This window comes from Flavivirga aquimarina, from assembly GCF_030540835.1.
GTDB classification, from domain to species: domain Bacteria; phylum Bacteroidota; class Bacteroidia; order Flavobacteriales; family Flavobacteriaceae; genus Flavivirga; species Flavivirga aquimarina.
In genome coordinates this window covers 191,294-206,860 of record NZ_JAUOEK010000184.1, presented here as the reverse complement: position 1 = coordinate 206,860, position 15,567 = coordinate 191,294, and the positions used below count along the sequence as shown (strand labels likewise).

The 15,567-nt window shown below is 32.9% G+C and carries 12 protein-coding genes; 11 read left to right on the top strand and 1 reads right to left on the bottom strand.

What is annotated here, in order from left to right:
* Nucleotides 1-4 precede the first annotated feature (4 nt).
* From Q4Q35_RS20995 to Q4Q35_RS20955, 9 genes are all read left to right on the top strand, one after another.
* Entirely contained in the window at nt 5-2,017 is a 2,013-nt protein-coding gene (locus tag Q4Q35_RS20995; protein ID WP_303280020.1) for a DUF3858 domain-containing protein, read from the top strand.
* Nucleotides 2,018-2,344, top strand: a complete 327-nt coding sequence (locus Q4Q35_RS20990) for a nucleotide pyrophosphohydrolase (protein ID WP_102756778.1) — start codon at nt 2,018-2,020, stop codon at nt 2,342-2,344.
* A gap of 33 nt (nt 2,345-2,377) precedes the next feature.
* Nucleotides 2,378-3,601 carry a 3-phosphoshikimate 1-carboxyvinyltransferase gene (locus Q4Q35_RS20985; protein ID WP_303280019.1) on the top strand — a complete coding sequence of 408 codons (1,224 nt, stop codon included), beginning with the start codon at nt 2,378-2,380 and terminating at the stop codon, nt 3,599-3,601.
* Between the two features lie 161 nt (nt 3,602-3,762).
* Nucleotides 3,763-4,812 (top strand): tRNA preQ1(34) S-adenosylmethionine ribosyltransferase-isomerase QueA, encoded by a 1,050-nt coding sequence (gene queA / locus Q4Q35_RS20980; protein WP_303280018.1) that lies wholly within the window; start codon nt 3,763-3,765, stop codon nt 4,810-4,812.
* A gap of 192 nt (nt 4,813-5,004) precedes the next feature.
* Nucleotides 5,005-6,045, top strand: a complete 1,041-nt coding sequence (gene rlmN, locus Q4Q35_RS20975) for a dual-specificity RNA methyltransferase RlmN (RefSeq protein ID WP_303280017.1) — start codon at nt 5,005-5,007, stop codon at nt 6,043-6,045.
* A 97-nt stretch (nt 6,046-6,142) separates the two neighbouring features.
* Nucleotides 6,143-7,120 carry a polyprenyl synthetase family protein gene (locus Q4Q35_RS20970; RefSeq protein ID WP_303280016.1) on the top strand — a complete coding sequence of 326 codons (978 nt, stop codon included), beginning with the start codon at nt 6,143-6,145 and terminating at the stop codon, nt 7,118-7,120.
* A 240-nt stretch (nt 7,121-7,360) separates the two neighbouring features.
* The gene (locus Q4Q35_RS20965; protein WP_303280015.1) at nt 7,361-7,939 is read left to right on the top strand and encodes an RNA polymerase sigma factor; all 579 of its coding nucleotides are present in this window, start codon (nt 7,361-7,363) and stop codon (nt 7,937-7,939) included.
* Nucleotides 7,926-8,690, top strand: coding sequence for a hypothetical protein (locus tag Q4Q35_RS20960; RefSeq protein WP_303280013.1), 765 nt, complete (start codon nt 7,926-7,928; stop codon nt 8,688-8,690). Before Q4Q35_RS20965 ends, Q4Q35_RS20960 begins: the two co-directional genes overlap by 14 nt.
* A gap of 140 nt (nt 8,691-8,830) precedes the next feature.
* A complete protein-coding gene (locus Q4Q35_RS20955; RefSeq protein ID WP_303280011.1) occupies nt 8,831-9,910 on the top strand; it encodes a hypothetical protein in 1,080 nt (359 codons plus the stop codon).
* 55 nt (nt 9,911-9,965) lie between these two features.
* Here Q4Q35_RS20955 and Q4Q35_RS20950 read toward each other — a convergent pair whose 3' ends face one another.
* Nucleotides 9,966-12,200: a M1 family metallopeptidase gene (locus Q4Q35_RS20950; protein WP_303280010.1), complete on the bottom strand. Its 2,235-nt coding sequence runs from the start codon at nt 12,198-12,200 to the stop codon at nt 9,966-9,968.
* A 129-nt stretch (nt 12,201-12,329) separates the two neighbouring features.
* On the opposite strand from Q4Q35_RS20950, the gene Q4Q35_RS20945 reads away from it, so the two are divergent.
* Nucleotides 12,330-12,857, top strand: a complete 528-nt coding sequence (locus Q4Q35_RS20945; RefSeq protein WP_303280009.1) for an inorganic diphosphatase — start codon at nt 12,330-12,332, stop codon at nt 12,855-12,857.
* A gap of 347 nt (nt 12,858-13,204) precedes the next feature.
* Entirely contained in the window at nt 13,205-15,508 is a 2,304-nt protein-coding gene (locus Q4Q35_RS20940; protein ID WP_303280008.1) for a sodium-translocating pyrophosphatase, read from the top strand.
* Nucleotides 15,509-15,567: the final 59 nt, after the last annotated feature.

Below are 15,567 nucleotides of genomic sequence, written 5' to 3'. Positions count from 1 at the left end.
TAAAATGAAAATCATAGTGGTTCTATTTAGCTTATGTTTTACTATAACAACATTTGCACAAGATTATAAATTTGGAAAAATCTCTAAAAAAGAGTTGGAAGAAGCCTTTAACCCGTTAGACTCATCTGCAAATGCAACATACTTATATAAGTATAGAAGAACATTTTTTGAATACAGTGAACAAGAAGGTTTTCAGTTGATATCCGAAATACACGAGCGCATAAAAATATATAATCAAGAAGGTTTTAGCTATGCTACTAACCAAGTAAGTTTATATAAAAATGGAAATGAGAAGGAAGACGTAAGCAGTATAAAAGCGTACACTTATAATTTATCTGAAGGCAAAATAGAAGAAACTAAGCTAACTAAACAGGGCATTTTTAAAACAGAAAAATCTAAATATTTTAACGAAATAAAATTTACAATGCCTAATATTAAAGAAGGCTGTGTGATTGAGTATAAGTATCGGATTATATCCCCCTTTTATTATAATGTTGATGAATTTGATTTTCAGTACGGCATTCCCATAAAAAAATTAGAAGCTAAATTTGAAACACCAGAGTATTTTAATTTTAAAGTTAATACTAAAGGGTTTTTAATGGTAACTCCTAAAACGGAACAAAGAAGAGACAATATTACTTTTACAAATAAAACAAGAACTACTGGAAATTTTAGTAATTCTGCAAATACAACATTTAGTACATCAAAAGTAGAATTTAATAAAAGTATATCAACCTATAACCTTACAGATGTACCAGCTTTGAAAGAAGAACCATATGTAAATAATATAAACAACTATAGGTCTTCAGTAAAGTATGAGTTATCTTATACAAAGTTTCCACAATCTGCTATTAAGTATTATTCCACGACATGGGAAGATGTTGTTAAGACCATTTATGAAGATTCTCGTTTTGGAGATGAATTAAATAAAACAGGGTATTATAAAGAAGAAATAGATGCTATAATTGGTTCCATTTCAGATCCTATGAAACGTATGGCTTTAATTTTTGATTTTGTAAAATCTAGAGTAAAATGGAATGGTTATTATGGTAAATATACCAGTGATGGTGTTAAAAAAGCTTATAAAGAACATACAGGGAATGTTGCAGAAATAAATTTAATGCTAACATCTATGCTAAAATATGCAGGGTTAAGTGCCTACCCTGTTTTGGTAAGTACAAGGGAAAATGGTGTTCCATTATTTCCTACGCGAGAAGGGTATAATTATGTTATCGGTTGTGTAAAACTTTCAGATGAGTATATCCTGCTAGATGCTACCAATAAATATAGCGTACCTAATGTGTTGCCTTATAGAACATTGAATTGGCAAGGACGAGTAATTTCAGAAAAAGGAGGCTCTACATTGGTAGATTTATATCCAAAAGAAAAATCAAAAAACGATATCGTTATGATGCTTAATTTAAATGAAGGTGGGACTATCGATGGGGGGTGTAGAATAACTAAAACGAAACATAAAGCCTTGTCTTATAGAGAGCGTTATAACAATGTAGATGAAGATGATTTTATTGAGAAATTAGAAAATAAATACAATGGCTTGGAGGTTTCAGAATTTAAAGTTACAAACGATTTAAATTTATCGAAACCGATCATAGAATCTTATAAATTTATAAAAGAAAGTCAGGCAGATATCATTGGAGATAAAATTTACTTTTCCCCAATGTTTTTTTTAAAAACAGTAGAGAATCCTTTTAAGTTGAAAAATAGAGAATTCCCAGTAGATTTTGGATACCCTTCTTCGAGTACATATAGAATTATGATAAAATTACCAGATGGGTATAAATTAGAATCTATTCCAGAAAAAGTAGCATTAGCATTGCCGGATAATTTAGGATCTTTTAAATATAATATAATTGGAAACGATGAATCAATTCAATTAGTTGTAGTAACCGAAATTAATTTACCTATTATTTCGTCCTCGTATTACGATACATTAAAAGAGTATTTTAAACAACTTATTGAAAAAGAAAACGAACAAATAGTTTTAACAAAAATATAGATGGACATAAAAAACGCTCAAAAAATAGTTGATGATTGGATAAACGAACATGGAGTTCGCTATTTTAACGAGCTCACCAATATGGCTCAACTTACCGAGGAAGTAGGTGAAGTAGCTCGTATTATTGCTAGGCGTTATGGAGAACAAAGCGAAAAAGAAAGTGATAAAAATAAAGACCTAGGAGAGGAATTAGCAGATGTTTTGTTTGTCGTATTATGTTTAGCAAACCAAACAGGTGTCGATTTGCAAAAAGCATTTGACAAAAGAATGGATAAGAAAGCAAAACGCGATCACGATAGGCACCATAATAACGAAAAATTAAAGTAAATTTGCAGCTTGTATAAAAGAGAATTTATAAGCATGCATATTACACTTCAAAAATCTATAATTGCCAAGCAATCTTCAATTCAAATAACAGGATCTAAAAGTGAATCTAATAGATTATTGCTTTTAAAAGCACTCTATCCAGAGCTTAGTCTTAACAACGTCTCAAATTCTGATGACAGTAACTTAATGACCCATGCTTTAACTACAGATTCTGGTCTGGTTGATATCAACCACGCAGGAACTGCGATGCGTTTTTTAACAGCATATTTTTCCGTTCAAGAAGGAAGAGAAGTAACACTTACAGGGTCTAAGCGAATGAAAGAACGCCCTATTAAAGTGTTGGTAGAAGCACTTAGAGAGCTTGGAGCAGATATTAGTTATGTCGAAAACGAAGGATTTCCTCCAATAAAAATAAAAGGAAAAAGACTAACTAAACACAAAGTAGCATTAAAAGCAAATGTGAGTAGTCAATATATTTCTGCATTATTGCTTATCGCTTCTAAACTTGAAAATGGGATAGAGTTAACCCTAGAAGGTGAAATAACATCGGTTCCATACATAAAAATGACATTAAGTCTACTAGAGGAAATTGGAATAGAATCGTCATTTAATGGAAATATCATTACAGTAAAACCAGGTGTTAAGAACCAACAGCCTAAAACATTAACAGTAGAATCAGATTGGTCATCAGCATCCTATTATTATAGTATTGCTGCTATTAGTGAGATCGGAACAGAAATTACACTATCTTCATATAAAGAAAATTCTTTGCAAGGTGATTCTGTTTTAGCAGACATTTACAAGCATTTTGGAGTAAGTAGTGTTTTTAACAACAATAGTGTCACTTTAAAGAAAGAATTCTCAAATGTAGAGCCGTTAACTTTAAACTTAAAAAATGCTCCCGATATTGCTCAAACCATTACAGTAACATGTTTTGCTTTAGGAATACCTTGTGACTTAACAGGGCTTCATACACTTAAAATAAAAGAAACCGATAGATTGGTTGCTTTAAAAAATGAAATCGAAAAATTGGGAGGTAATATAGAAATTACAGATAAATCGTTGCATTTATCAGCTTCTAATACTATTAAAGAGATGGTATCCATTGAGACCTATCACGATCATAGAATGGGTATGGCATTTGCTCCTTTAGCACTTAAAACACCAATAATTATTGAAGATGCCATGGTAGTTTCAAAATCATATCCAACCTTTTGGAACGATTTAGAGTCTATCGGATTTAAAATAACGAAATAATAATCACTCATTTACTTGACAACCCCTATTTCCAGATTGTATATTTGCAGCTTTCAAAAAACAACTAAGCATCTTACCAAATAATATTTTCAATGATTTAAATAAATTATTAATTTATTGAAAGTATTGTTTAACATGTTAAAAACATTAAAAACTAACAAATGAAATTATCACACTTTGGCTTCAATTTACCAGATGAATTATTAGCGGAATACCCATCAGAAAACAGAGATGAATCCCGTTTAATGGTCTTAAATAGAAAAGAACAGACCATTGAGCACAAATTATTCAAGGATATTATTGATTACTTTGATGAAGATGATGTTTTAATTCTTAACAACACTAAAGTTTTTCCGGCGAGATTATATGGTAATAAGGAAAAAACAGGAGCAAGGATAGAAGTGTTTTTATTGAGAGAATTAAACGAAGAACAACGCCTTTGGGATGTTCTCGTAGATCCTGCGCGTAAAATAAGAATTGGTAATAAATTGTATTTCGGTGATGATGATACATTAATAGCAGAGGTTATAGATAATACAACATCAAGAGGACGTACATTACGTTTTTTATATGACGGGTCTTATAAAGAGTTTCGAAGAAAACTAAATGAACTAGGAGAAACACCACTTCCAAAGTATATAAAAAGAGATGTAGAGCCAGACGATGAAGAGCGTTACCAAACGATATATGCAAAAAATGAAGGTGCTGTAGCAGCTCCAACTGCTGGTTTACACTTTTCTAAACATTTATTAAAAAGATTAGAAATTAAAGGTGTAGATTTTGCCGAAGTGACTTTACATGTAGGATTAGGAACTTTTAACCCAGTTGAGGTAGAAGATTTGTCAAAGCACAAAATGGATAGCGAAGAGTTAAGAATTGACAAAATAGCAGTAGATGTTGTAAACGAAGGCATAAATAATAAAAAACGTATTTGTGCAGTAGGAACTACCGCTATGCGCGCTATAGAAAGCTCTGTGTCTTCAAACGGAAGATTAAATGAAATTGATGGATGGACTAATAAATTTATTTTCCCTCCATACGATTTTAGTATTGCTAATTGTATGATTACTAACTTTCATACTCCAAAATCGACCTTATTAATGATGGTTTCGGCATTTGCTGGGCACGATTTCATTAAAAAAGCATACGAAGAAGCTGTAAAAGAAAAATACAAATTTTACAGTTACGGAGATGCTATGCTAATTTTGTAATAACCCTGAACTTTTAACCCTGAACTTGTTTCAGGGTCTAATTAAAGAAAAGAGACATTATTCCAGAGCCTTGTTTTAACAAGGCTTTTTTGTTGATTTTTTTAAATGATATACTAGCCTCAATATTGATGCTAACTAATTTATAATCAAATATCGAAATTCGTAAAACCTTTCACTATTTTTGCAACACTTATGGCAGCAGGTAAAAAAGACATTCGTGCATTAACCAAAGAGGATTTAAGAGCGTTCTTTGTAAAACAAGGAGATAAAGCCTTTCGTGGTAATCAGGTCTATGAATGGCTTTGGCAAAAATCGGCGCATACATTTAAGGACATGACTAATGTTTCAAAAGAAACACGTCAAATGTTAGAAGATCACTTTGTTATTAATCATGTTGAGGTCGATACCATGCAACGTAGCAAAGATGGCACGGTGAAAAATGCAGTTCGATTACATGATGGTCTTATAGTAGAGTCGGTTTTAATACCAACAGCCACTCGAACGACAGCCTGTGTATCTAGCCAGGTAGGCTGTAGTTTAGACTGCAAGTTTTGTGCAACGGCGCGTTTAAAACGTATGCGTAACTTAAATCCAGACGAAATTTACGATCAAGTAGTCGCTATTGATAAAGAAAGCCGTTTATACCATAATCGTCCACTAAGCAACATTGTATTTATGGGGATGGGAGAGCCGCTTATGAATTATAATAATGTTATTAAGGCTATCGACAAAATCACATCTTCAGAAGGGCTAGGAATGTCTGCTAAACGGATTACAGTATCCACATCTGGTATCCCAAAAATGATAAGAAAAATGGCAGATGACGAAGTGAAATTTAATTTAGCGGTGTCGTTACATTCGGCTATTGATTCTGTTCGTACATCCATTATGCCCTTTAATGAAACCTTTCCTTTAGCCGATTTAAAAGATGCGTTAGAACATTGGTATGCAAAAACTAAACGTAAGATTAGTTATGAATATGTAGTTTGGAGAGGGGTAAATGATACACAAAAAGATATTGATGCCTTTGTGAAATTCTGTAAGTATGTACCCTGTAAAGTAAATATCATAGAATATAACCCAATTGATGATGGTGAGTTTCAACAGGCTACGAATGAAGCTTTAGAAAACTATATCAATACCTTAGAGAAAAATAGAATCGTTGTAAATGTACGTCGTAGCAGAGGAAAAGATATTGATGCTGCTTGCGGACAATTGGCGAATAAAAGTTAAAATGTGTTTTGTCATTTCCTATGAGATGAGAATTGACTTGCTAAACAAAAACGAATTTTCAATAAAATTCATTTGAAATAGTATCTTTAGACCCTAAATGAAAATAGTAGAACAAATAAAGCAGCCAATAGCTTATGAGATGGATCTTTTCGAACAAAAGTTTCAACTCTCTATGTCTAGTAAAGTGGCATTGCTTAACAGGATTACCCATTATATCGTAAACCGAAAAGGGAAGCAAATGCGCCCTATGTTTGTGTTTTTAGTTTCTAAAATGGTGTCCAATGGTGAGGTTAGTGAACGAACTTATAGAGGAGCTTCGGTCATTGAGCTTATCCATACAGCGACTTTAGTGCACGACGATGTGGTTGATGATAGTAACCGCCGACGCGGATTTTTCTCTGTAAATGCACTTTGGAAAAATAAAATAGCCGTTTTAATTGGTGATTATTTACTGTCTAAAGGTTTACTTTTAAGTATAGATAATAATGATTTCGATTTGCTTAAAATTATTTCTATTGCAGTTCGCGAAATGAGTGAAGGCGAATTACTTCAAATAGAAAAAGCCAGAAAACTTGATATTACCGAAGCTGTTTACTATGAAATTATCCGCCAGAAAACAGCAACCTTAATAGCAGCTTGTTGCAGTTTGGGTGCAGCGTCTGTAAAACCGGAGTCGCAACATGTAGAGTTCATGAGAAAGTTTGGAGAACTTATAGGTATGGCATTTCAAATAAAAGATGATTTGTTCGATTATGGCGATACTCAAATAGGGAAACCTACAGGAATTGATATTAAAGAACAAAAAATGACATTGCCTTTAATTTATGTGCTTAACCAAGCTTCAAAAAAAGATAAAAACTGGCTTATCAACTCCATAAAAAACCATAATAAAGATACCAAACGAGTTAAGGAAGTTATTGCTTTTGTGAAAAATAACGGTGGCCTAGATTATGCCATAGAGAAGATGAAAGTATTTCAGGAAGAAGCCTTAGAAATACTTCAAACATATCCAGAATCCGACTATAAAAATTCACTAGAACTTATGGTGAATTATGTGATTGATAGGAAGAAGTAGCTTGTTTTCAATTAAAAGATTTTCTATATGCTAAAGGCGAAATATTTGTTTTTAGCTTAATAATTTGCTAAAAGATTGTGGGTATGAAACGATCTGAATACCTTTTGGCTTGCCTAGAAGATAGTTCGTTTCAAGAAATTTTTTATTACGTTACCTCTTATTTCTTTTTAAATTACATTTATATTTTAACTATGGGCAACCATTAGTATAAAATTTGCGTCTTTAAAAATAGAAGGCTAAATGAAATCATTCTTGAAAGTAATACAATTGCATAAAAACGAGTCGTCACTTATAAAAAAAGCGATTAAGAATAATCGTGAGGCGCAACATGTATTGTTTGAATTACATGCTCCAAAAATGCTGAGTGTTTGCAGGTACTATATAAAAGACTTGCAACAAGCAGAAGAAGCCATGTTGAACGGTTTTTTTAAAATGTTTTCTAATTTAAAAAGTTTTAAAAGCGAAGGTAGTTTTGAAGGTTGGATTCGGCGGATTATGATAAGAGAATCAATTTCATTTTTAAGACAAAAAAAACAGATAACATTTTCTGTTGAAAATTTTGAATATAGTAATGATTATGCAGATAATATAAATACCGATATGGAAGTTGCAGAAATACAGCAGCTTATTGATGCCCTTCCCGAAGGTTATAAAATGGTATTTGTTATGTATGCTATCGAAGGGTACAAACATTACGAAATAGCAGAGATGTTAAACATAACAGAAGGGACTTCAAAATCGCAATTATTTAAAGCACGAAAATTGCTTCAGGAAAGAATTAAAAAATTAAATAAAACAACAAGCTATGGCACCAGTTAAATTTGAAGAAGACATAAAGGAAAAGCTTGAAAAAAGAACGATGCAGCCATCTAATGATGCTTGGAACAAACTTTCGGAACGTTTAGAAGGTCAAGGAAAAAGTAAAAATAAAAAACCAGTCTTATGGTTAGGTATAGCGGCAAGTATTGTTGGAATCTTGTTAGTGACATCCCAGTTTTTTAGTAATGAAACTACTGTGGTGAACGAAGTTCCTAAAATAGTAGTAGTTCCAGAAACTGTAGAACAAAATAAGGATACTACCATAGAGGTTGAAACGGATGTCGCTACTGAAAATACTTCAGGGAGTATTCAAACGAATCAAAAGCGAGTCGTTAAAAAATCAATAAAAACCCCAGTTGAGGTTAAAACGGAACTTGATAAAAAACAAACAGTTATAGTACAGGAAAATGATTTAGAAGTATTAAAGAAAATATCTGTCAATTCTGTTGAAGTAGCATTAAAGCCTTTAACTTTTGAAGAAGAAAAAATTCAGGCGGTTGCAAATCAAATACAAAAATTAAAAGATAACAATACAGTAACAGACGAAGCTATTGATGCCTTGTTGCTAGAAGCTCAAAAAGAAATTAGATTAAATAAATTATATAATACCACCACCACAGTGGTTGATGCAAATTTATTGCTTCAAGACGTTGAGGCAGATTTAGATCAATCTTTTAGAAGTAAAGTTTTTGAAGCTATAAAAGCAAGTTACGGTACCGTAAAAACAGCAGTAGCACAACGTAACGATTAAAATATTTCTGCGTGTCACACTGAGCGCAGTCGAAGTGAAGACAGGAACCTCATGAATAAACAAAAATAAACATCATCAAATCAAATCATCAATAATCATCAAAAGCTGAAAATAAATTCAGCATAAAAAAACGAACAGTTATGCAAACTATTGTTAAGTATTTAATACTTGCTACACTAAGTGTATGTACGCAATTAATCAATGCGCAAGACACCATTCAGAATGTAAACAATAAAGAACAGATTAAAACTTTATTGGAAATTAAAGAACGAATTAAAACCGAAGAGCGAGATTTTTTAAAAGCAGAAGTAGAGGTTATTAATATGCGTTTAGAAAGAGGAGAACTCACAAACGAAGAAGCTAACACATTAAAAAAAGAAGTAGCAAAAAAGCGTGCCTTAAATATTGAAAACCGTATTATAATTATAAATAATAAAATAGCTCTATTAGAACGAAACGAGGAGGGTTATAAAATAAACCATGACGAAGAACTATCTAAAATAGGCTTTAGTATAGACGCAGATGAGGGAAGTTTTGCGGGCATTAAAATTAATGGCAAAAAGAAGCCCAAGAAATATGATAGGCGAACGTCTAGCGATTTTGTATTAGCCTTTGGCTTAAATAATGCTATTATAGAAGGAGAGAAGATTGACGATTCTCCATATAAATTTGGAGGCTCTCGATTTTTGGAATTAGGTTGGGCTTGGAAAACACGTGTTTTTAAAAACACTAACTTTTTACGTTTTAAATACGGATATTCTTTTCAAATAAACGGATTAAAACCTGATGATAATAGGTATTTTATTCAGCAGGGAAATCAAACCGTATTACAGGAATTCCCAGAAAACCTTAAAAAATCTAAATTATCCATTACCAATTTGGTGTTTCCAGTACATTTAGAGTTTGGACCGTCAAAAAAGATAGATAAAGATACTTATTTTAGATACTCTACACGGAATCAATTCAAAATAGGTTTAGGAGGCTATGCTGGGTTTAATATTGGAACACGTCAAAAACTAAAGTATGAGTTAAATGGCGAAAGCAGAAAAGAAAAACAAAAACGAGGATTCAATACCAGTGATTTAGTGTATGGATTAAGTGGTTATATTGCTTTTGATGATGTAGCTCTATATGTTAAGTACGATTTATCTCCTATTTTTAAAAACCAGATTGTAGAGCAGAACAATATCTCTTTGGGTGTCAGGTTTGATGTAGATTAAAATTAAATAAGCTTCCTTTTGGAAGCTTATTTTTTATTATATAAGTAGTCGTGTACTAACTACCTTTTTTATTATCCTTAAAAGTATCAAACTCAGAAGGTGTTTCAACCTTAGGAAACGAGTTGTTTTTCATATCAGTATCAGCATATTCAAAATTAGGATCTAAGTTCACTTTTTTAACTTCTTTGTCTTTTATAAACGTTTTTTGAATTTCGTATTCGTTTCTGCGCCAAACTTCGGCAGGAATCACATCAATATCTTTAGAGTCATCAGTAAATACCCATTCAATAGTAACAGGCATAACAAGCCCGCCAATATTTTTAATAGTAATTTCGTAAATGTTTTTACCAGAAAGCTGTTTGCGTAATTGGGGTTCGTCTATTCTTGATAAAAACTGACCATAAGCAGCATCCGGTGTTGTATTCATAGTAATCGTTTCTGGACCACTGGAAAAATTTTTGGCTTGTGTTTGAAAGTTTTTATCTAATGTTTCAATTTTTACTTTAGACATACCGTTTTGATCTTCAATATTAGAATTTTCCTCATACACTTTAAACCATTTTACATCGCTTAATTCCATATCGACATGATCCGTAGTGAAAAACCAACCTCTAAAAAACCAATCCAAATCGGTAGCTGTCGCATCTTCAAGTGTTCTAAATAAATCGGCAGGATTAGGGTGTTTGTATTTCCAACGGTTAGCATACTCTTTAAAAGCTTCATCAAATAATTCTTTTCCAATAATAGAATTACGAAGCATTTGTAATCCAACGGTTGGTTTTAAGTAAAAATTAGCCCCAAATTGAGACATAAGCTCGTTGTCTGAAGTCGTCATAATAGGACGTAAAATATTTTTATCGCCACTCATAAACGGTACAATCCTTTTAGGTGTTACACTATTAAAATCCGGGTAACGTTCTGCAAGGGTTCTTTGATGTAAAAAAGTATTTAAACCTTCGTCCATCCACATCCATTTACGCTCATCTGAACTTACAATCATAGGAAACCAGTTGTGACCCACTTCATGAATAATAGTTCCTATCATCCCTTGTTTAGCAGCTTGGCTTATATGACCATTTTTTGGTCGTCCACCATTAAAACTAATCATTGGAAACTCCATGCCAATATTAGAGGTGTTTACAGAAATAGCAACAGGATAAGGATATTCGAAAGTAGCTTCAGAATATACTTCTAAAGCATGCATGATCGCTTTAGTAGATTCCTCTTGCCATACAGGTAAGCCTTCTTTCGGATAAAAAGACATGGCCATAACGGTATTGGTTGGTAATTTTACGGCTTGTGCATCCCACATAAACTTACGAGAGGAAGCAAATGCAAAATCACGAACGTTTTCAGCTTTAAATTTCCAGGTTTTTTGTTTTTTTGATTTTTGTTTTTCATTGGCTTCAGCTTCTTGTTGTGTGATAATCATGACTGGTTTGTCAAAAGATTTTCGAGCTTCGTTCAATCTGTTACGCTGTATTTTTGTTAACACAGACTCGCTATTTTGCAGTAAACCAGTAGATGCCACAACATGGTCTGCCGGTACGGTGATTTCAACATCATAATCACCAAACTCAAGAGCAAATTCTCCCAGCTTTTGAAACTGCTGATTTTGCCAGCCTTCTGTATCATTATAAACAGCCATTCTTGGAAACCAATGAGCAATAAGGTAAACAGTATTATCGTCTGATGGAAAATATTCATACCCTTCACGAGATAGTAAATACATGCTCCTATCGGTAACTGGGTAAGACCATGCTATCGAAAAACTTGTAGACTCACCCGATTTAAGAAGTGTATTCAATTTAACCTTCATCATGGTGTTATTAATCATGGTTTTTATGTTATTTCCATGAGAATCTTTTACATATTTAATAGAATAACCGGCAGGAAAATCTATAGCTCTAGTAAGAAACTGCATTTTTCTTGTAGTGATGCCGTTTTTTATATTATTATTTATACTTCCAAAATCTTCATTTTCTTTTTTGTTAACATTTTGTTCAAGCTGCATCCATAAATAACTTAAATCATCTGGTGAATTATTATAATAAGTAATGGTTGCCTCACCCGAAATAGTATTGTTCAATTCATTTAATTCAACCTTTATTTTATAATCGGCACGTTGTTGCCAGTAATCCCTTCCCGGAGCTCCGCTTGCAGTTCGGTATGAGTTAGGCGGTTTAATCATATTATCAATAGGTTCAAATTTACCCTGCCAGGGTTGCGTTTGGGCTTTAATAATTGATAAAGGAAATAGGATTACGAATAAAAAAATAGGTAGTCTCATTGTTGGTAATAGTATTATTTGAATTAGTCGTGTACAAGATAGGGAATATTAATGTAAAACAACCTCATTTTTTATTGCTTAAAGTATAAGTGTTCAGTACATTTGCGTCCCTGAAATAGTTATAAAAATATGAGCAAGAAAAAAGATTTAACATTTGATGTGTTAATTGAAATACCAAAAGGAAGTAGAAATAAATATGAATACGATTTTACGTTACATAAAATTCGTTTCGATCGTATGTTGTTTTCATCAATGATGTATCCGGGGGACTATGGCTTTATTCCAGAAACTTTAGCATTAGATCAAGACCCGTTAGATGTATTGGTTATGGGTACAGAACCAACATATCCTATGGTGGTTATGGAAGTAAGACCCATTGGAGTATTCCATATGACCGATGAAAAAGGACCTGACGAAAAAATTATTTGTGTACCTGTTTCAGATCCTATTTGGAGTAACAAAAAAGATATAACAGACATAAACCCGCATAGATTAAAAGAAATAGAACATTTTTTCCAAGTATATAAAGACTTAGAAAAGAAAAAAGTTGATACTGGTGGATGGGGAAATGCAGAAGAAGCTGTTAAAATTTTTCATGAATGTGTACAGCGATATGAAAATAGTGAACATAAGAAAAAACGAACGTTTACGATTTAATAGAAAATTTTTATAAAATTTATAAAGACCATTCTAATATTAGGATGGTTTTTTTTGTTCTCCAATTTAGGAGCAAGAAGAATTTTAAATATACCTTAAGGAGGTTGTCTTTTTATTTTCTTAAAGAAAATTATTAATTAATAGGCAAATGTTTTATTTCAAATTAGAACATAATTTTAACTAAATAAACAAGAAAAAACTAACATATATCATTGTATTAAAGATAATATATTTAAACAGGAGTTTAAATGTGTTATCTTTAATTAAAGGTGGTTTTTTTTATCACTTATATTTTCCTATTTTTAGCTTCGTTTAAAAGTAATAACCAATTAAAAGAACTAATTAATATGGAATTAATAGTGAAATTTTTACCAGTGTTTGGAATTGTAGCTTTGGCTTATGTCTTTATAAAAAGTGCATGGGTGTCCAAACAAGATCAAGGGGACGATAAAATGATTCGAATAGCTAAAAACATTGCCGATGGAGCCATGTCTTTTCTAAAAGCAGAATACAAAATTTTATCAATATTTGTAATTGCTGTTGCTATTCTACTTTATTTTAAAGGAAGTGCAGAAGCAGGGTCTAATGGTATGGTTGCCGTATCTTTTATAGTTGGAGCTATTTGTTCTGCTTTAGCAGGATTTATAGGAATGAAAGTTGCTACCAAAGCAAATGTAAGAACTACAAGTGCAGCAAGAACCTCTTTAGGAAAAGCTTTAGAAGTTGCTTTTGCCGGAGGTGCTGTTATGGGACTTGGAGTTGTTGGTCTTGGTGTTTTTGGCTTAAGTGGCCTTTTTATGATATATAGTGAAATGGGCTGGGGGATTAACGAAGTACTTAATGTATTATCAGGATTTTCTCTTGGAGCTTCATCTATCGCGTTATTTGCTCGTGTTGGTGGTGGTATTTATACCAAAGCAGCCGACGTTGGAGCCGATTTAGTTGGTAAAGTGGAAGCCGGTATTCCAGAAGATCACCCTTTAAACCCAGCAACAATTGCAGATAATGTGGGAGATAATGTAGGAGATGTGGCAGGTATGGGAGCCGATTTATTCGAATCGTATGTTGGTTCTATTATTGGTACGATGGTATTAGGCGCTTTTATTTTAACACCAGACTTTAATGGACTAGGTGCTGTATATTTACCATTAGTATTAGCTGCGGTTGGTATTGTTATGTCTATTCTAGGAACGTTTTTTGTAAAAGTAAAAGATGGCGGAAATCCACAAACAGCTTTAAATATTGGTGAATTTGGTTCAGCAGGTTTAATGGTTATAGCATCTTATTTTATTATTAATGCTTTAATACCAGAAACAGTTGAAGGTTTACCTTTCGGAGCCATGGGTGTATTTTGGGCAACTATAGCTGGTTTAGTAGCTGGTTTAGCAGTTGGTAAGGTAACCGAATATTATACAGGAACAGGTAAGGGTCCTGTAACTTCTATTGTTAGACAATCTGAAACTGGTGCAGCAACAAACATTATTGCTGGTTTAGGTATTGGAATGATGTCGACTGCAATTCCTATTATATTAATTGCAGCGGCTATTTTAGTATCACACCATTTTGCTGGCTTATATGGTATCGCTATTGCTGCGGTAGGAATGCTTGCCAATACAGGAATACAATTAGCCGTTGATGCTTACGGACCTATCTCTGATAATGCTGGTGGTATTGCTGAAATGGCAGAGTTACCTAGTGAAGTTCGTGAACGTACCGATAAGTTAGATGCTGTAGGTAATACAACAGCTGCTATTGGTAAAGGTTTTGCAATTGCTTCTGCAGCGTTAACTGCATTAGCGTTATTTGCAGCTTTTATGAAAACAGCTAATGTAACCGCTATTGATGTGTCGCAACCTCAAATTATGGCAGGTCTGTTAGTAGGAGGTATGTTGCCGTTTGTATTTTCAGCATTATCCATGAATGCCGTTGGTCGTGCTGCTATGGCTATGATTGAAGAAGTACGTCGTCAATTTAGAGATATTCCTCAATTAAAAGCAGCTTTAGAAGTGATGCGTAAATATGATTCTGATATGACTAAAGCTTCTGAAGCAGATAGAAAAATATTTGATGAAGCAGATGGAGTTGCAGAATATGATAAATGTGTGGCAATTTCTACTAAAGCATCTATTAAAGAAATGGTGTTCCCAGGATTATTGGCTATTGCAGTTCCTGTAGCTATCGGGTTTATTGGTGGTGCAGAAATGTTAGGTGGATTACTTGCAGGTGTTACGACTTGTGGTGTACTAATGGCAATCTTTCAATCGAATGCAGGTGGTGCATGGGACAATGCTAAAAAGACTATTGAAGAGCAAGGTAAAAAAGGAACAGATGCTCATAAAGCTGCTGTAGTAGGAGATACTGTTGGAGATCCTTTTAAAGATACTTCAGGACCTTCTTTAAATATTTTATTAAAATTAATGTCGGTTGTAGCATTGGTTATAGCGCCAAGTATTGCTTTAACTTCAGAAGAAGATATTACTGCTTATGTTGAAGAGAAAGCTGCTACAGAAATGGTTGCTTACCAAGCGCAAAAAGACCTTACTGTTAATAATACTACTGAATTTAAAGATGCTGAAGGAGAAACTGTTGTTGTTGAAAATGATGTTACGATAGCATATGAAAATGTTGCGGTTATTAATCGAAACAATTAAAAAAGTAAACTTATTATAATAAACAAAAAAGCCATGTTATATTTTTTAACATGGCTTTT